The organism is Solidesulfovibrio sp. C21, from assembly GCF_047785625.1.
Taxonomy (GTDB): Bacteria; Desulfobacterota; Desulfovibrionia; order Desulfovibrionales; family Desulfovibrionaceae; genus Solidesulfovibrio.
The window spans coordinates 81,188-97,771 of sequence record NZ_JBLODY010000009.1 but is presented as its reverse complement, the minus strand read 5'-3'; the positions used below and the strand labels follow the sequence as shown (position 1 = coordinate 97,771).

The 16,584-nt window shown below is 64.5% G+C and carries 14 protein-coding genes; 4 read left to right on the top strand and 10 right to left on the bottom strand.

The genetic code is table 11. The features are described from left to right. Positions 1-56 precede the first annotated feature (56 nt). The 4 genes from ACMZ6R_RS05245 to ACMZ6R_RS05230 all read right to left on the bottom strand — a co-directional run bounded on the left by ACMZ6R_RS05245 (position 57) and on the right by ACMZ6R_RS05230 (position 3,956). The gene (locus ACMZ6R_RS05245; protein ID WP_416109834.1) at positions 57-656 is read right to left on the bottom strand and encodes a class I SAM-dependent methyltransferase; all 600 of its coding nucleotides are present in this window, start codon (positions 654-656) and stop codon (positions 57-59) included. A gap of 164 nt (positions 657-820) precedes the next feature. Then, complete coding sequence (locus ACMZ6R_RS05240; protein ID WP_416109833.1) at positions 821-2,044, bottom strand: M20 family metallo-hydrolase; 1,224 nt, start codon at positions 2,042-2,044, stop codon at positions 821-823. Between the two features lie 246 nt (positions 2,045-2,290). Then, positions 2,291-2,533, bottom strand: coding sequence for a PxxKW family cysteine-rich protein (locus ACMZ6R_RS05235; protein ID WP_416109832.1), 243 nt, complete (start codon positions 2,531-2,533; stop codon positions 2,291-2,293). 88 nt (positions 2,534-2,621) lie between these two features. Continuing rightward, a complete protein-coding gene (locus ACMZ6R_RS05230; protein WP_416109831.1) occupies positions 2,622-3,956 on the bottom strand; it encodes an amidohydrolase in 1,335 nt (444 codons plus the stop codon). Between the two features lie 109 nt (positions 3,957-4,065). Here ACMZ6R_RS05230 and ACMZ6R_RS05225 point away from each other — a divergent pair, with 109 nt between their 5' ends. Together ACMZ6R_RS05225 and mtnP are read left to right on the top strand one after the other, a co-directional pair. After that, complete coding sequence (locus tag ACMZ6R_RS05225) at positions 4,066-4,581, top strand: adenine phosphoribosyltransferase (RefSeq protein WP_416109830.1); 516 nt, start codon at positions 4,066-4,068, stop codon at positions 4,579-4,581. 140 nt (positions 4,582-4,721) lie between these two features. Then, positions 4,722-5,465: an S-methyl-5'-thioadenosine phosphorylase gene (mtnP, locus tag ACMZ6R_RS05220; protein WP_416109829.1), complete on the top strand. Its 744-nt coding sequence runs from the start codon at positions 4,722-4,724 to the stop codon at positions 5,463-5,465. 72 nt (positions 5,466-5,537) lie between these two features. Here the strand turns inward: mtnP and ACMZ6R_RS05215 are convergent, their stop codons facing one another. Beyond that, positions 5,538-6,761, bottom strand: coding sequence for a DUF5343 domain-containing protein (locus tag ACMZ6R_RS05215; RefSeq protein ID WP_416109828.1), 1,224 nt, complete (start codon positions 6,759-6,761; stop codon positions 5,538-5,540). Between the two features lie 340 nt (positions 6,762-7,101). On the opposite strand from ACMZ6R_RS05215, the gene ACMZ6R_RS05210 reads away from it, so the two are divergent. Together ACMZ6R_RS05210 and ACMZ6R_RS05205 are read left to right on the top strand one after the other, a co-directional pair. Next, positions 7,102-9,951, top strand: coding sequence for an FAD-binding and (Fe-S)-binding domain-containing protein (locus tag ACMZ6R_RS05210; RefSeq protein WP_416109827.1), 2,850 nt, complete (start codon positions 7,102-7,104; stop codon positions 9,949-9,951). Between the two features lie 316 nt (positions 9,952-10,267). Beyond that, positions 10,268-10,513, top strand: a complete 246-nt coding sequence (locus ACMZ6R_RS05205; protein WP_416109826.1) for a hypothetical protein — start codon at positions 10,268-10,270, stop codon at positions 10,511-10,513. A gap of 85 nt (positions 10,514-10,598) precedes the next feature. Here ACMZ6R_RS05205 and ACMZ6R_RS05200 read toward each other — a convergent pair whose 3' ends face one another. The 5 genes from ACMZ6R_RS05200 to ACMZ6R_RS05180 form a co-directional block, all read right to left on the bottom strand. Next, on the bottom strand, positions 10,599-11,384 hold the full coding sequence (locus tag ACMZ6R_RS05200) for a tRNA1(Val) (adenine(37)-N6)-methyltransferase (RefSeq protein WP_416109825.1): 786 nt from the start codon (positions 11,382-11,384) through the stop codon (positions 10,599-10,601). Positions 11,385-12,056: 672 nt separating this feature from the next. After that, positions 12,057-12,779, bottom strand: coding sequence for a TerC family protein (locus ACMZ6R_RS05195; protein WP_416109824.1), 723 nt, complete (start codon positions 12,777-12,779; stop codon positions 12,057-12,059). A gap of 49 nt (positions 12,780-12,828) precedes the next feature. After that, positions 12,829-14,370: a murein biosynthesis integral membrane protein MurJ gene (gene murJ, locus ACMZ6R_RS05190; RefSeq protein WP_416109823.1), complete on the bottom strand. Its 1,542-nt coding sequence runs from the start codon at positions 14,368-14,370 to the stop codon at positions 12,829-12,831. Positions 14,371-14,382: 12 nt separating this feature from the next. Beyond that, a complete protein-coding gene (gene mutM, locus ACMZ6R_RS05185) occupies positions 14,383-15,228 on the bottom strand; it encodes a bifunctional DNA-formamidopyrimidine glycosylase/DNA-(apurinic or apyrimidinic site) lyase (RefSeq protein ID WP_416109822.1) in 846 nt (281 codons plus the stop codon). Positions 15,229-15,232: 4 nt separating this feature from the next. Then, on the bottom strand, positions 15,233-16,453 hold the full coding sequence (locus ACMZ6R_RS05180; protein WP_416109821.1) for a ChaN family lipoprotein: 1,221 nt from the start codon (positions 16,451-16,453) through the stop codon (positions 15,233-15,235). Positions 16,454-16,584: the final 131 nt, after the last annotated feature.

Below are 16,584 nucleotides of genomic sequence, written 5' to 3'. Positions count from 1 at the left end.
TATCCATATATAACTATGAAAATTTTTTGGAAGGGGGTCCGGGGGGAACTTTTTTTTTAAAAAAAGTTCCCCCCGGCCGCCGGAGGCCCCTTCTTTCGCCCGACGCAGCAGATCCAGCCTTCCTCGGTGTGCTCGTAGACGCCGATGCCGTCGAAGCCGGCGGCGGTGAAGCAGTCGTGGAATTCCGTCGTGTCGAGGTAGGCCATGGGCGTGAGTTCCAGCCATTTGCGGTTGCGGGCGTCGAAACGGTCGCAACGGTAGATTTCGGCGATCAGCAGAAAGCTGCCGCCCGGCCGCAGCACGCGTAAGATCTCGGTCATGCCCTTGGTGATGTCGGGCCAGAAATAATGCGTCTCCACGGCCGTGACCAGATGGAAGCTGTCCGCCGGGAAAGGGAGTTCCATGACCGACGCCTTGCGGATGGCCACATGGCCTTGCTGGATGGCCTTGCGGTTGACGCGGCGGGAAAGGCCCAGGCTCTTGTCCGAGACGTCGATGCCGACGACCAGACCGTCCGGGGCGAGTCTGGCCAGCCGGCCGGCGGTACGGCCGCCGCCGCAGCCGATGTCCAAAATGAAATTGTCTTTCCCGACCAGGACGTGGTCCAGGCCCCAGCTGGTCAGCGGATAATGGTAGCGGTTCATGCGCCGGGCCACGTATTCGCCAAGAAGGCCTGACGGTCGGCGACATTGGCCGAGGCGTCTCTCTTTCAACCACTGCAGGAACCGCATTTCTCTCTACCCTTGTCAAGCGTGGAGGTGGACCGGGGGGGACTTCAGCCCCCCGGTGGGGTGCGGGGCGGAGCCCCGATTGCTTTTTGCTACTCGAACAACACCCGGGCCATGACCTTGGCGTCGCCCAGGGTCGCGCGGATGCTGGAGCGTTCGTTGGGCTGGTGGGCGTTGTGCACGAGGGTGGCCCAGACCACGGTCGGGTAGCCGCGCCGGCGCAGGTAGGCGGCCACGGTGCCGCCGCCGATGCCCATGGGGCGCGGATTGACGCCGTAGACCGCCCGGACGGCGTCCATGACTTTGCGCACGATGGGGGCGTCGTCCGGGGTGGCCGGGGCGGCCTGTTCCTGCTGCACGACTTCGTAGTCGATGGTCACGCCGCAGGCGGCCTCGACCTTGGCGCCGTCTTCGCGGATGGCGGCGAGCACGTCGTTTAGGGGATATTCGGGCAGTACCCGGCAGTCGACGTAGAAGACGTCGCGGCCAGGGATGGTGTTGATGTTTTCCACGTTGGCTTCTTTCTTGGTCGGCTCGAAGGTGGAGTTGGCCGGCTGGAAAAGCGGATTTCTGGCCGGGAAGCGGTCGTGGAGCTTGGGGATCTTGAGAATGAAAAGGGCGGCGGCGGCCAGGGAGTTGATGCCGGCTTCCGGGGTGGAGGCATGGCATTGCCGGCCGTTGACGACAATCTTCAGCCACAGCATGCTTTTTTCGGCCACCTCGACCATCTCGCTGTCGGCCTGACCGAAGTCGGGCACGAGAAAGAGGTCGTCCGGGGTGAAGAGGCCGTCGTGGTGTTCGGCCACGTAATCGAGGCCGTACCGGCTGCCGGTTTCCTCGTCGGCCACGAAGAGCAGGCCGTAATTGATGGGCGGCATCTCCCCGGCGTCGAGGATCGCCTTGCCGAGGGCCATGGAACTGGCGATGGCCTGCTGGTTGTCTTCCACGCCCCGTCCGAAAATGGAGTCGCCGTCCACGGCCAGGGTGTAGGGATCCGTTTTCCACAGGGTAAGGTCCCCGGGCGGCACGATGTCGATATGGGAAATGACCCACAGGGTGCGTGAGGTGTCCTGGCCCGGGATGACCACGGCCAGATTCGGCCGGTGACCGCAGGGCACGCGGGGATCGGGGGCGTTTATCTCCCGGGGCGCGGGAAAGCCCAAGCCGGCGAGCAGGGCTTTTAGGCGATCGGCCTTTTCCCGTTCGCCGGGGCCGCCGTTGTCCGGACCGAGGGCGGGGATGGCGGTCAGTTCGCGTTGCAGGTCGATGACCGTGTCGCGCATGGCGTCGAGCCGCACAAGCAGGGCGTCTAACATAGGGGCTCCGGGCGGTTGAAGGGACATTTCGGCATACCGTTCATGCATAGCCGCTTGGTTGGGCGATGGCAAACCGGACACGCAAACGCAAAAAGCCGGAAGGCAAAGCCTCCCGGCGCGGACACGAAAAACGGAATGGAATACCCGTAAAAGGTAAGAAATTGAGGAAGGGGAGAGCGCGAGAGGGGAGAACCCTTTTTAAAGGGTTTCCTCTCTCGCATTCTCCGCCTGCCTGTAAATTCTCGCCTAACGGCCGCGGGCGGCGCGCTTGGAAGCCTTCAAGGGGTTGATCTTGACCTTGCCGCCCTTTTCGACCTCGAGCTTGACGTGGGTGGCGAAGTTGCAGACTTTCTGAGCCCATTTGCGTTCGGGCATGGGATAGCTCTTGCAGTATTTGCCGCCGTCCTGCTCCAGGATGCGTTCGCAGCCCTCGCATTTTTCCACGATGGGATGGCACTCGACGCCATTGATGGTAATGACCTGGGACATTGGGAATAACCTCCGGGCCGCGCAGGATTGGGGCGCGGGAATGATTTCAGCGGAAAGCCAGCCTTTATTATGGAGTTGGCGGGTCTTGTCAAGAGGCCGGGCGCACCAGTCGTGCTGCGGTTTTCTTGAAGGCGGCCAGGAGGGCGGGATAGTCGCAGCCCGGGAACGCGCCGTTTCGGTAGAGCACCGTGCCCGCCACCATGGTGCAGGCGACTTCGCCGCCGTTTGCCGCGTAGACGGCGTCCGAGACGGGATCGAAGGCCGGGGCGAGCTGGGGCCGGTTCAGGTCCAGGGCGCACAGGTCGGCCGGACCTCCGACCGCCAGGCGTCCGAGCTCCGGCCAGCCGACGGCGTCCGCGCCGTCCCGGGTGGCCATGTCCAGGGCCGCGCCGGCCGAAAGCGTCGTCGGATCGCAGGCGGCCACTTTCTGGAGCAGGGCGGCGGTCTGCATTTCCGAAAAGAGGTTCAGGGTATTGTTGCTGGCAGCGCCGTCGGTGCCGAGCCCCACCGTCACCCCGGCCGCGCGCAGGGCGGCCACGGGCGCGATGCCGCTGCCGAGCTTCATGTTGCTTTTGGGGCAATGGGCCACGGACGTGCTGGTTGCGGCCAACATGCCGATATCGTCGTTATTAAGGGCCACGCCGTGGGCGAGCAGGGTTTGCGGGCCGAGCAGCCCCAGGCCGTTGAGGTAGGCAATGACCCGCGCGCCGTTGGCTTGGAGGCAATCCTCGTTTTCCCGGGCGGTTTCCGCGGCGTGGGTGGAGAGCAGCACATTTCGGGAATGGGCGAAATCGGCGCAGCGCGTCAGCGTTTTCGCCGAGCAGGTATAGACCGCGTGGGGAAAAATGGCCGGACGCAGCCGGTCGTTGCCGGCCAGCCGGTCGGCGAGCGCCCCGGCGGCGTTTAAGGCCGCGTCCACGGTCTTGAATCCGGCGTTTTCGATCTCGAATACGCCCTGGCTGATGACGGCGCGCATGCCCGAGGCTTGCACCGCGTCGGCGATGGCGTCGACGTAGAGGTAGGCGTCGCAAAAACAGGTTGTGCCCGTGGCCAGCATTTCGGCGCAGGCAAGCCGCGTGCCGAGCGCCACCGCCGCCGCGTCGAGCCGGGCCTCGGCCGGCCAGATGTGTTCGGAAAGCCAGACGTGAAGGGGCGCGTCGTCGCACAGCCCCCGGAAAAGCGTCATGGCCGCGTGCCCGTGGGTGTTGACGAGTCCGGGCAGGACCAGACAGCCTGACAGGTCGAGGGTTTCTTTCGGGGCGTATGCGTTGGCCAGGGCGTCGGCCGGGCCCAGGGCCGCGATGCGCCCGTCGGTTACGGCCAGGGCCGCATCGGCCAGGATTTGCCGGTCGTCGTTTTGGCTGACCAGGACACCGGCTGTCACAAGCGTGTCGCAGGGGATGGCGTGGTGTTGTGTTTGCATGCCGGCCTTTTAGCCCAGCTTTCCCTTCGGGCCAAGGGCGGCTTGACCGGGCCAGGCAAAATCCCTAATCCGACTCGGTACCACTCTGCATTTTCTCAAGGAGACGGCCATGGATCTGCGCAAACTCATCCGCGATATTCCGGACTATCCCAAGCAGGGCATTCTCTTTTTCGACATCACGCCGCTTTTGGGCGATCCGGAGGGGTTTCGCCGGGCCGTGGACGCGCTGGCCGAACGCTTTGCCGCGTCCGGGGCGACCAAGATCGTGGCCGCCGAGGCCCGGGGATTCATTTTCGGCGCGGCGCTCGCCTACAAGATGGGCATCGGCTTCGTGCCGGTGCGCAAGCCCGGCAAGCTGCCCTACAAGACGCGGTCCGTCTCCTATGACCTGGAATACGGTTCCGATACGCTGTGCATGCACGAGGACGCGCTGTTGCGCGGCGAAAAAGTGCTGGTCATCGACGACCTACTGGCTACTGGCGGCACGCTTTGCGGCGTGATCAAACTGGTGGAAGCGTTCGGGGCCGCAATCGTCGGCATCGGCGTGGTCATCGAACTGACCTTTTTAAACGGCAAGGAACAGTTCCGCGCCTACGACTGCGAAAGCATTTTGCAGATAGCCTGACATCAGATTCAAATCAGAACGTCAGGTTGGATTTGAAGAGTGAATGATACCACTCGGCGTCCGGCCGGCAGCGACAACTTGCAACACGGAGTCGGTCCGCTAGGCCTCGCCGGCCACGGACCGTCGGAGAGCGCAACAGCATGAAGATCGGCATTATCGGCGGTAGCGGCCTGGACGATCCCAACATCCTCGACAACCCCACCGACCTGGAGATCGACACCCCGTACGGGCCGCCGAATTCGACCCTGCGCCAAGGCAGGATCGGCGGCAAGAGCGTGGTGCTTCTGGCCCGCCATGGGCGTTCCCACACGGCCACGCCGAGCCACGTCAATTACCGGGCCAATATCCATGCCCTGCGCACGGTCGGCTGCGCGGCGATCCTTTCCACCACGGCTGTGGGTTCGTTGCGCCAGGAGATCGGCCGGGGCGACCTCGTCATCCTCGATCAGTTCATCGACTTCACCAAGCGCCGGATCGCGACCTTTCACGACCGTTTCGAGCCGCACAACCCGGCCCACACCCCCATGGCCGACCCGTTTTCCGGGCCGTTGCGCGAGCTTTGCATCAATGCCTGCCGCAAGTTCGGCTATCACCACCACGACAAGGGCACGGTGGTGACCATCGAGGGGCCGCGTTTTTCCACCCGGGCCGAGTCCAATATGTTTCGCCTCCTCGGGGCCGACGTCATCAACATGAGCGTGGCCACGGAGTGCGCCCTGGCCGTGGAGGCCGGCGTGCCCTACGCGGCCGTGGCCATGAGCACGGATTACGATTGCTGGAAGACGGACGAGCCGCCGGTGAACTGGGAAGAGATCGTCACGATTTTCAAGGAGAACGCCGAGAAAGTGACCAATGTGCTGGTCGAGGTCATCAAGAACATGTGACGGCGCGCGGCGTTGTTTTCAAGCAAAAAGGCGCTCCGGTCGGGGCGCCTTTTTGCATTTCGGCGGGGAGTCTTATTCGGGCTTCAGAAGCTGCCGCTTGAAGCTGGCGAAAATGGCTTCGTACACGGCCGGGTCCCGGGTCTCGGGCAGCACGAAATTGACGGTGCGGGGCTGGCCGTCGACGTCGCTTGTGCCGCGTATGGAAAGCCACTTCGCGGAGACAGGGACCGGGTCCGGCTCACGCGGGGAAGCTTCCGGAAGGTCTTCCAAAACGTGCTCGGAGGCCGGCGGCGTCTCCGGGGAAAAGGCGGCCTGGGCCGCCGGTTCCGGCGCAGGGCCGGGGGCCATGCCACCTTCCGGTATTTCCGCGTCTTGCACCGCTCCCGTGGCCTGTTTAAGCGGCGGCGCGTCTTCATCCAGGACAAGGGGCGGGAGGACATCGCTTTCCTGGATGTCGCCCGCAAGCCCCCCCGTATCCGCCGGGACGGCTGTCAGCGTCGGGTTCTGGGGGGCCGGAGCGGGCTCGGGCTGCGGCGTCGGCGTCTCCGGCATGCGCTCCGATGCGGCTGTATCGACCTGTTGCGGCTGCCGGGGCGCGTCAGGTTTGCGTTGCGGCATTGTCGGGGCCTCGGGCTCGGACGCATCCGAGCCGGCATCCCGGGGGGCGACCGTATCGGCTTGCTCGATTGGGCCGGCCGGTTCGGGCCGCGCCAAGAGGATGGGGGCTTCGGTCGCGTCGACCGGGACTGTCGTTTCCGACTGGTCGCGGGGAACTCCCGGTGCGGCCGGTCCGGGTGTGGCCCCCGGTTCGCTCTGGCCGGCGTCCCTGGACTGTACTTCCATGGCGGCGTGCAGCGGCGGGGGGTTGCGATCGATCTCCTCGGCGTATTGGCAAAGCGCTACGAACGTCTTGGCGATGCCGAGGATCATCATGTCGGGTTTGTTGCCGGCATAGAGCGTTTTGAGCGTTTCGAATATCTGCTTTTGCGGCTGGGCGCAGGCGTCGGGATCGGTTTCCAGGAGTCGTCCGTAGGCCTCGCGGATACCGTCAAGGAGTGTGGCGGAAGCCGCAATGCCGTCATGGAAGTCGAAATAGCGCCGTGTTGGCCGGCCGTTGGTATCCAGAAAGTGCAATTCCTTAAGGATGTCAATAAACGAACGGTCAATGGCGTAGCGGAATCCGATATCGGCAAAGAACGCCGCATTGAAAATATCGGGCACAGGCAAAGCCAGTAGTGCTTGGAAATATTTCGGAATGCTGCCCGTCTTCAAGGAATAGGCATTGGGCAAGGTCATGGACGTGTCCCGCCTATCCGATGCGGGCAGCATGGAATGCGGTATTGGGTCGGTGCCGGGTGTAAACAGATTGAAAAACAAGCGACTCTCCTTCCAAATCCGCCCGGTTGCGTCGGCGGTGAAGATTTAACGTTAGATTATAATCATCTCGCCTGTTTTGTCACCCATTTTACTTGGCGGGATATTCTTCAAAGAAAACCAAAATGATAGGAAATTATTCCGCACACATCACGATATCCCCAAGCCGTTGGGCCGCCCATTGCCCAACCTCGGAAAAAGGTGGCATAAGAAACCTTCATTCCCACCCGGCGACGCGCCGGGCCGCCAAGGAGCCTCCCCCATGACCCATACCGGCCACGACAGCACGTTGCCCCCGGCGCATAAGACGTTTTACGACCGCATTGCCGCGTTCCTCCCGGCGGACCGCATTTTCCTCGGGCCGTTTCACACCCTGGCCCTGGGGGATGACGCCAGCTTCTACCGGCTGGTCCCCAAGATCGTGGTCAAGGCCACGGACGAGGCGGAGGTGTCGCATATCCTGCGCGCCGCCTCGGACGCCAAGGTGGCCGTCACCTTCCGCACCGCCGGCACCAGCCTGTCCGGCCAGGCGCTCTCCGACTCGGTGCTCGTCTACCTTGCCGGCAATTTCCGGGGGTTGCGCATCCACCCCGGCGCGTCCCATGTCAGCATCGAGCCCGGCGTCATCGGGGCGGAGGCCAATTTCCGCCTGGCCCCCTACGGCCGCAAGATCGGCCCGGACCCGGCGTCGATTGGCGCCTGCATGATCGGCGGCATCGCGGCCAACAACTCCTCGGGCATGTGTTGCGGCACGGCGGAGAACAGTTACAAAACCGTGGAGTCCATGAAGCTTGTCTTCGTGGACGGCGACGCCCTGGACACCGCCGATCGCGTCTCCCGGGCGCGCTTCGAGAAGACCCATGCCGGGCTCCTGGCCGAGCTGGCCGCCATTCGCGACGAGGTCGCCGCCGATGCGGAACTTTCCGAGCGCATCCGCCGCAAATTCAAGATCAAGAACACGACCGGCTACAGCCTGAATGCCTTTGTGGATTTCACCTATCCCTTCGACATCCTGCTTCACCTCGTCGTCGGCTCCGAAGGCACGCTGGCCTTTATCAGCGAGGTCACCTACCGCACGGTCGTCGAGCATCCCCACAAGGCCTCGTCGCTGATGCTCTACCCGAGCATCGCCGACGCCTGCCGGGCCGCCGCGTTGCTCAAGTCCCTGCCCGTGGCCGCGGCCGAGCTCATGGACCGGGCTTCGCTGCGCTCCGTCGAGGACAAACCGGGCATGCCGTCCTACCTCAAGGGACTCGATGAGGACGCAGCCGCCGTGCTGGTCGAGGTGCGCGCGGCGGACAAGCCGGGGCTGCTCGCCCAGATCGAAGCCGCCCTGGTCCGGGTCTCGGAGCTTTCGCCCGTGTTTCCGCTCCTTTTTATGGACAAGAAGGAGGACTACGAGAAACTCTGGAACATCCGGCGCGGGCTTTTCACCTCCGTCGGCGGCGCGCGCAAACCCGGCTCGGCCGTCATCATCGAGGACGTGGTCTTCCCCATCGACAAGCTGGCCGAGGGCACGGTGGAGGTCCAGCGTCTCATGCGCCATCACGGTTTCGCCGAGGGCATCATTTTCGGCCATGCTCTGGAAGGCAACATTCATTTCGTCTTTTGCCCGGATTTCGGCGACCCGGTTTCCGTGGCCAATTACAAGAACCTGATCGACGACGTGACGGGCATGGTGGTCGGCCGCTACGACGGGTCGCTCAAGGGCGAGCACGGCACCGGCCGCAACATGGCTCCCTTTGTGGAGATGGAGTGGGGGGCCACGGCCTATGCCTTCATGAAGCGCCTTAAGCACGCTTTCGACCCGGACAACCTGCTCAACCCGGGGGTGATTCTCACCGACGATCCGCAGGTGCACATGAAGAACTTAAAGCCCCTGCCGCCGGTTAACCCGCTGATCGACCCTTGCATCGAGTGCGGCTACTGCGAGTCCATCTGCCCCTCGCGAAACGTCACCACCACCCCGCGCCAGCGCATCACCCTCCAGCGCCATATGGCCCTGGCCACCGCCAGGGGGGACAAGGCGGTCTTCGCCCTTTTTCACGAAGACTACCAATACTTCGGCAACCAGACCTGCGCCGCCGACGGGCTGTGCGCCACGGTCTGCCCGGTGTCCGTGGACACGGGCGTTTTCACCAAGGACTACCGCCGCCGCGAAGCAACCGAACGCGGACGCAAAATCGGCCGCTTTGTGGCCGACCATTACGGATTGGTCACGGCTCTTTCCGCCAAGGGGCTTTGGCTCTCGAGCGTCGTGCACCGCCTGCTCGGCACATCGGCCATGACCGCCATGACCCACGGGCTGCGCAAACTGAGCCGGGGCCTTGTCCCTTACTGGACGCCGTACACGCCCAAGGCCGCGCCAAAGGCCGTCTTTCGGTCTGCGTTCCAGGGCAAGGGGCGCAAAGTGGTCTACTTCCCGAGCTGCACCACCCGCGCCATGGGCCCCTCGGCCCTGGACCCCGACCAGCGCGGGCTCTTCGAGGCCACCATGTCGATCCTGGCCAAGGCCGGCTACGACGTCATTTTCCCGGAAGGCATGCGCGAGCTGTGTTGCGGGCTCACGCTCGAGTCCAAGGGCATGCACGGCGAGGCCGACCGCAAATCCAGGGAGCTCGAGGCGGCCTTGCGCAAGGCCAGCAATGACGGGGCGATTCCGATCCTTTGCGATGCCAGCCCCTGCCTCTACACCATGCGCACCCACATGGAACCGGGACTCAAACTGCACGAGCCCGTGGAATTTATGACCGACTATTGCCTGCCCTACCTCGACATCACGCCCGTGGTCGAGACCGTGGCCGTCCACGTCTCCTGCACCTCGGTCAAGATGGGGCTTTCGGCCAAGTTCACGGCCCTGGCCGAGCGCTGCGCCCGCGAGGTCGTCGTGCCGCGCGGCATCCACTGCTGCGGCTTTGCCGGCGACCGGGGCTTTTTCTACCCGGAACTCAACGCGTCAGCCCTGGCCGACCTGCGCGACAGGCTGCCGGCCACCACGACATCGGGCTACAGCAACAGCCGCACCTGCGAAATCGGCCTGTCCTTCCACGGCGGCGTGCCCTACCAGTCCATCGTCTACCTCGTGGACCGTGCCAGCCGGGCTGCGGAGTAGAGGAGAAGGCCTCGGGCGGCCCAGGGAAGATTCCTCCGCGGCCTTGTGGCAAGCCGGACGGCGCACGCCAAGCGCCTGTTTCCCTTTCGTGCCCGAAGCGCCGGTCGCCGCATCGGCGAGTTGCCGAAATATGGGCAAAGTGACGACCCGACGTGCCCATGCAATGGGCAGAAGCGGCTGTCGTTTGTGCTTGTTTTTGTATTGGTCTGTATTTAAACGTTATTTTTACGAGGGGTGCCTGGCATGGTTTTGGCTGGAGCAGGGGACGTGTTGAAAAAACGCCGCCTCGGGCGGCCAAGCGCAAGGAGGAATCGCCATGAAACGTATGCTGGGCGTTGTCGGCGTGGCGCTTCTCGGGGCGGGGGTGTACGTCTGCGATCCGCCTACGCTTCCGGCCTTGGACATCGCTCCCGCCGCCGCGACCGTGGAAGCGGTCACCAGCCAAGGCATGGTGGCGCGGTTGGCCGAAGCGGACATGGTCCTGCGGTACTCGTCGTCGCAACGGCCTGGGGACAATGCGCCCGATCCGGACCCAGGGAGACTTTTCCAAAAGAAGAAATAGGCGGTTGTCCGGAGGCGGCAGTGGGAAACCGGGAGCGTGTCGCGTCCGGTTGGGAAAGGGGGGGAGGCCCCTTTCCCGACCGCCGTTATTCCGCCGTATCGGCAGAGGTTCCGGGACCGGCGTTACAGGCCAGGAACGGACAGTAGCGCAAAGCTTGTTGCGACAGCCGGGTATGCGCGCCTTGGCCTTCATAGAGGGCCAGGGGCGGGTCCAGCCGCAGGCCGGGACGGCCGTTTTTGCGGGCCAGGACGAGCATCTGCTTGGCCGGGGCGTCCCGGCGCGGGGTGATGGGGAGAATCCGCTTGATTTCCAGATTGCGGGCCGCAAGGCTTGTCACGACATGGGCCAGCCGTTCGGCCAGATGCACGCAGGCGAAGCGTCCCCTGTTGACCAGGGCATACGCGGCCGCGGCGGCAAACGCGTCCAGGCCGCCGTCCGTCTCGAACCGGGCGGCATCGCGCCCCGGGGATGGGGGCCGTCGGCCCGAGTCGGGATGCCGATACGGCGGATTGGCGACCACCAGGTCCATGGATTCCGGGGCGATGCCGTCCGGATGGCCGCGCAGTTCCCGCACGTCGAGGAGCCGCGCCGCGAACCGGTCGGAAAAGCCCAGCGCGTCGGCATTGGCATTGGCCGCCGCAACCATTTGCGGGTCCTTGTCCAGGCCGAGCACCGTGCGCTGGGTGTCTTCGCCGGAAAGCAGCATGCCAAGGCCCACCGGGCCGCAGCCGGTGCCGCAGTCGAGCACGCGGCGACCGGGCAGGGCGGCGGCGAAGCAGGCCAGCAGCAGCGCATCCGCGCCGAAGCGAAATCCGTTCGGCGGCTGGACGAGGCCGCGCGGGAAGTTTTGCCGGGCCGATTCCTGCTTCATGATCCGGGTCCTCTTGACGCATCCACGCTCCGATGCAAAAAAAGCCGGGGCTGTTCAGGGGATGAGGCATCTATGCGGATACGTTTATCTTATTAACCAAACGCGGCAACAGGCAAACCCGGTTGCATTTGCTGACCATCGTGGTCGCGGAGCCGGGAAATGTGGAAAACCGCTTGCCGTTTCCATATAGGGCAAGTACGTTTAAAATTACTACTGGTGACAGGAGGGCTCCATGAGGTCAAACATGCGATTGGCCGTGGTGGCGTGCATCCTCATTGGTGCCAGTTTCGTTTTGGGGGACACGAATGCATTCGCGCAATGCCCGCCCGGAACGCACTGGTCCAACCGTTATTGGCAATGCGTGCGCAACAGGAGGCCACCGCCTCCTCCCGCACCATGTCCGCCCGGAACGCACTGGTCCGGTCGTTACGGGCAATGCGTCCGGAACAGGATGCCGCCACCACCGCCGCCACCGCCACCCCGCGGTTGCAACAGGAGCTATCAGAACTGTCTTATGGTCTGTGGTGGTGTTCCGGCATGTGTCCAAAACTGCAACATTGGGTATAATGCCTGCCGGCAACAGCGCCGAGGCTGGTAACCCTCAGGCTTAGCTTCCAGCCAGAACATTTCCGGCCTTCGATTTTAAAGCCGTCCGTGAGGTGCTCCCGCGCCTTACGGGCGGCTTTGTTTGCTGTCGGCCTTGCGTGCCCGCATATTGAGCATCTCCACCAGCAGCGAAAAAGCCATGGCGAAATAGATGTAGCCGCGGTCGATGGGTTTGCCCAGTCCCTCGGCGACGAGAAAGACGCCGATAAGGATCAGAAACGACAGGGCCAGCATCTGCACCGTAGGGTGCCGGGACACGAAATGGCTGACCGGGTCGGCAAAGCGCATCATGACCAGGACCGCCACGATCACCGCCGCCGCCATGACAAGGATTTCTCCGGACATGCCCACGGCGGTAATAACCGAATCGAGGGAAAAGACGATGTCGAGCAGGGCGATCTGGGTCACGGCGGGCCAGAACGCCCGGACCTTTTTTACGTGGAGCTCCCCGCCCGGGTCCGGTTCGATTTTTTCGTGAATCTCGAAGGTCGATTTGGCGATGAGAAAAAGGCCTCCCGCCAGAAGCACGATGTCGCGGCCCGTGACGGCATGGCCGAGCACGGCGAAAAGCGGCGCGGTGAGCCCCATGATCCAGGTGATGCCGAAGAGCAGCAACAGGCGCGTGCCCATGGCCAGAAGCAGGCCGATCCTGCGCGCCTTGGACTGGATGGCCTCGGGCAGGGCGTTGGTGATGATGGCGATAAAGACGATGTTGTCGATGCCGAGGATGATCTCGAGGGCGGCCAACGTCAGGAAGGCGATCAGGTTTTCCACGGTGAAAAGCGCCATGTGCGTTCCTCCTTATCGCCTTATGAGAGCCTGAAAACGCGCCTTCGCATCAGGCCCGGGCCTTGCGACGAAGCCTCCGGCGCACGAAATCCGTCAGCATCCGGGCTTCCTCGACCCGCAGCAGTGAGGCGAGGCCCATGTAGGCAACGGCCCAGACGAAAATGAGCGCCAAGGCCAGAAGCGGCCGGCCGGCCGTTGCGTACGCGCCAAGTCCCACGCCGCAGCTTAAGAGCGCCCCGATGACGGTCGTGCGTCCGGGCCGAAACCAGGAGCCGCCCAGGCGCTTGCGTAAAATGACGCCAAGGACCGCCACGTTGACCCAGGACGAGATGGACGTGGCCAACGCCAGCCCGACATGGGCCGTCGGTCCCATGAGGCTCAAGCCCGCGATGACGTAGACCACCAGACACACGGCGGCGGTGATGGCCGGGGTGCGGGTGTCGGTCAGGGCGAAATAGGCGGAGTAGAGCGGTCGCACGCAGGCAAAGGCGGGCAGGCCCACGCCGTAGGCCACCAGCGCCGCCGCCGTGGCGGACACGGCATGGGGGCCGAAGGCGCCCCGGCCGAACAGCACGTGCACCATGGGCTCGGCCAGGGCAATCAGCCCGGCCGCCGCCGGCAGGCAGATGAAAAGGGTCAGCCGCAGCGAGGCGTTGAGCGTTTCCGTAAATTCCCCGGTGTTTCCGCTCGAGGCCAGCTTGGACAGGCTGGGCAGGGCCACAGTGCCCACGGCCACGCCGAAAACGCCGAGAGGAAACTGCACCAGCCGGTCGGCGTAGTAGAGGTAGGAGATGCTGCCGGTGGGCAGATAGGAGGCAAGCAGGGTGCCGAGCACGATGTTGAGCTGGTAGACCGCCGCGCCGAAGGCCGTCGGCACCATGAGCCGGCCCATGCGGAGCACGCCCTTGTCCTTGAGCTTCCAGGGGCCGCGCCAGGAAAAACCGTACTTGCGCATCTGCGGCTGCTGCATGAGCACTTGGCCGAATCCGCCGACGACCACGGCCCAGGCAAGGGTATGGGGGACATTGAGCCCGAAAAGCCAGGCCACGCCCGCGCCGAGGATGATGATGGTGTTGAGCTCGGAAGTGGCGAGCGCGGGCGCCAGGAAGTGGCCGAAGGAGTTGAGCACGCCCATGCACAGGGCCACGACCGAAATCTCGATGATGTAGGGGAAGACGATGCGGGTGAGTTCCACCGTCAGGTCGAAAAGCGCCGGGTCGTTGGTGAAGCCCGGGGTGATAAGGCGTGTGAGCGGCCGGGCGAAGACGATGGCGAGCGTCGTCAGCACGCCCAGAATGATCAGCAGCCAGACCAAGGCCGATCGCGGCATGGCAAAGGCGCGCCGGTCGCCTTCCTCCTCGCGCAGCCGGGTGAAGACCGGCACAAAGGCCATGGTCATGGAGCCTTCGGCGAAAAGCCGTCGCATCATGTTGGGGAGCCGGTAGGCCACGTAGAAGGCGTCGGCGGATATGCCGGCCCCGAGCACGTAGGCCAGGATCATGTCGCGGAAAAAACCCAGGATGCGCGAGAGGAGCGTCGCGCCGCCGACGATGGAAGCGTCCTTGGCGATCTGTCTGACATGCTGCGGCATGATTTTCCTTACTTACTTTTGGCAGACGGGGCAAAACGTGGAAGTGCGGCCGGCGACCTTGACCGCGACGAGTTTCGTGCCGCAGCCCGGACAGGGCTGGCCGGCCTTGCCGTAGACGGCAAACTCGTTTTGGAAGCCGCCCTCCACCCCGTCCGGGGTGCGGTAATCGCGGATGGTGCTGCCGCCGGCGGCGATGGCCCGGGTGATGACGGCCTGGATGGCGGCCAGCAGTTTTTCGGCCCGGCGCGGGGAAATGTCCCTGGCCCGGGTTTCGGGGTGGATGCCGGCGGCGAAAAGCGACTCGTCGGCGTAGATGTTGCCGATGCCGGCAATGAGCGTCTGATCGAGCAGGGCCGCCTTGATGCGGGTCGCACGCCCGGACAGCGCGGTAGCGAACGCTCCGGGCGTCATGTCCCAGGGTTCGGGGCCGAGAGAGGCGTAAAAATCCCAGGCGGCAAGGCCCGCCGGCGAGAGCAGCCGGGCTGTGCCGAAACGGCGCAGGTCCGAAAAAACCAGGGAGTGGCCGTCATCGAGGGCCACCAGCAGCCGGGCCCGGTCCGGGACGGGAGCATTCGCCAAAGCGATGTGAAACCGGCCGGTCATCTTGAGGTGAAAGGCGAGCACGGCCGCCGCGTCGCCGGCAACGTCCGACTTTGGGCCCAGGCGCACCAGCAACAGCTTGGCCCGGCGGTCCACGGCCGTGATCGGCCGGCTGACGAGATTTTTGGCAAAGGCCGCCTTGGTCCGGGGACCGGCTAGGACCTTGGGGTCGGGCACGATAAGCCCCGTGACCGCGCGGCCCGTAAGCCCCGGGGCCAGGGCGCGGGCAATGGTTTCCACCTCGGGCAGTTCGGGCATGCGCTTACTTCTTGGCGGCCGAGGGCATTTTCAAGGGGATGGCGATGTCGATGGTCTCGCCGGCCCGGGAAACGGTCAGCGTCAGCGCCTTTCCGGCCATGAGCGCCTCCATGGCGGCGGTGTGGAGCACGGAGAGCGTGGTCGCTTCATGGCCTCCGGCGGCGGTGACGGCGTCGCCCGGCAAAAGGCCGGCCCTGGCGGCGGGGGAACCCGGGGCCACGGCGGTCACGAGCAGCGGTGCGGGCTTTTCGCCGGCGGCCGGTTCCTCCCGGGACAGCGTCATGCCAAGGCGGCTTCGGTGCACGGCCGGGCAGGCGTAAAAGGTCTGGGCGAGTTCGGCTTCGGGTTTTTCGCCGCCGCGCCAGGGCATGACGGTTGCGACCGTGGCCCCGGGATCGAGTTTGGCCAGGCGGCGGGCAATGCCCCAACTGCGCTCCACATGGCCGCCACCGGCGATGACCACCACCGGACGTTTGCTTGCGGCATGGGCGTACAGGGCGCGGGAGGCCATCTGCGTGTCCCAAAGCGACTGGACAGCCATGAAATCGGCGAAGCGGTCGCGGCCGTCGGTTTTCTTCTTGCCGGCCGTGCCCATTTTTTCGAGCCTGGCGGCGTGCTCGTCGTAAATCCCGCGTAGTTCCTTCACCTGGGCCGGGTCGGGAGGCTGGATGGTCCCGGGCAGGGTGGCCCGTTCGGCCGGGGTGAGGCTGTCCAAGCCATGACGGCCGACTTTGCGGGCCAGCCCTCGCGGGGCATTTAGAGCGTAGACGGGCAGATGGTAGGCGCGCGCCGTTTCGAAGATCGGTTCGTAAAGGGTGAAATCGTAGCCCCAGGTCTTTTTCCAATCCAGCGCCCGGGGCAGGTCGGCCACGGCCAGCTTGCCGGCATTGAACGCATCGAGGACGGGCTGGGCCTCGACCGGCAGCATTTCCAGGCCGATGGCCGGACGCATGCCGGCGGCGACGAGGCGACGGATGAGGGCATCCTGGGCCAGATGGTCGCAGGGATTGGGATGCTCCTCGCCGGCCAGGATGTAATCGGCCGAGAGAAACATGGCCGTAAAGTCCCGGGCCGAAAGCGGCGCGCCCAAGGCGCCGACCAGGGTCTCCGGGGCGACATGGCCCGAGGCCATGGGAGGCGTGACACTTTTTCCGGCGCAGCCGGCCAGGAGGAGTGAAGAGAAGAGGAAAAAGACAGGAAGATGCGAGAGGGGAAACCCTTTCAAAAGGGTTCTCCCCTCTCGCGCTCTCCCCTTCCTAAAGTTTATGGCGGTGAGGGTAGTTATGCGTAACATCCTATTACTATTGAAAGTCTTTGGAAAGGGGGTCCGGGGGAAAACTTTTCTTCAGAAAAGTT

Coding starts and splice junctions, on each gene's coding strand:
- ACMZ6R_RS05240 (WP_416109833.1), bottom strand. CDS start 2,044: ATGTTAGACGCCCTGCTTGTGCGGCTCGACGCCATGCGCGACACGGTC.
- ACMZ6R_RS05235 (WP_416109832.1), bottom strand. CDS start 2,533: ATGTCCCAGGTCATTACCATCAATGGCGTCGAGTGCCATCCCATCGTG.
- ACMZ6R_RS05230 (WP_416109831.1), bottom strand. CDS start 3,956: ATGCAAACACAACACCACGCCATCCCCTGCGACACGCTTGTGACAGCC.
- ACMZ6R_RS05225 (WP_416109830.1), top strand. CDS start 4,066: ATGGATCTGCGCAAACTCATCCGCGATATTCCGGACTATCCCAAGCAG.
- mtnP (WP_416109829.1), top strand. CDS start 4,722: ATGAAGATCGGCATTATCGGCGGTAGCGGCCTGGACGATCCCAACATC.
- ACMZ6R_RS05215 (WP_416109828.1), bottom strand. CDS start 6,761: ATGACCTTGCCCAATGCCTATTCCTTGAAGACGGGCAGCATTCCGAAA.
- ACMZ6R_RS05210 (WP_416109827.1), top strand. CDS start 7,102: ATGACCCATACCGGCCACGACAGCACGTTGCCCCCGGCGCATAAGACG.
- ACMZ6R_RS05205 (WP_416109826.1), top strand. CDS start 10,268: ATGAAACGTATGCTGGGCGTTGTCGGCGTGGCGCTTCTCGGGGCGGGG.
- ACMZ6R_RS05200 (WP_416109825.1), bottom strand. CDS start 11,384: ATGAAGCAGGAATCGGCCCGGCAAAACTTCCCGCGCGGCCTCGTCCAG.
- ACMZ6R_RS05195 (WP_416109824.1), bottom strand. CDS start 12,779: ATGGCGCTTTTCACCGTGGAAAACCTGATCGCCTTCCTGACGTTGGCC.
- murJ (WP_416109823.1), bottom strand. CDS start 14,370: ATGCCGCAGCATGTCAGACAGATCGCCAAGGACGCTTCCATCGTCGGC.
- mutM (WP_416109822.1), bottom strand. CDS start 15,228: ATGCCCGAACTGCCCGAGGTGGAAACCATTGCCCGCGCCCTGGCCCCG.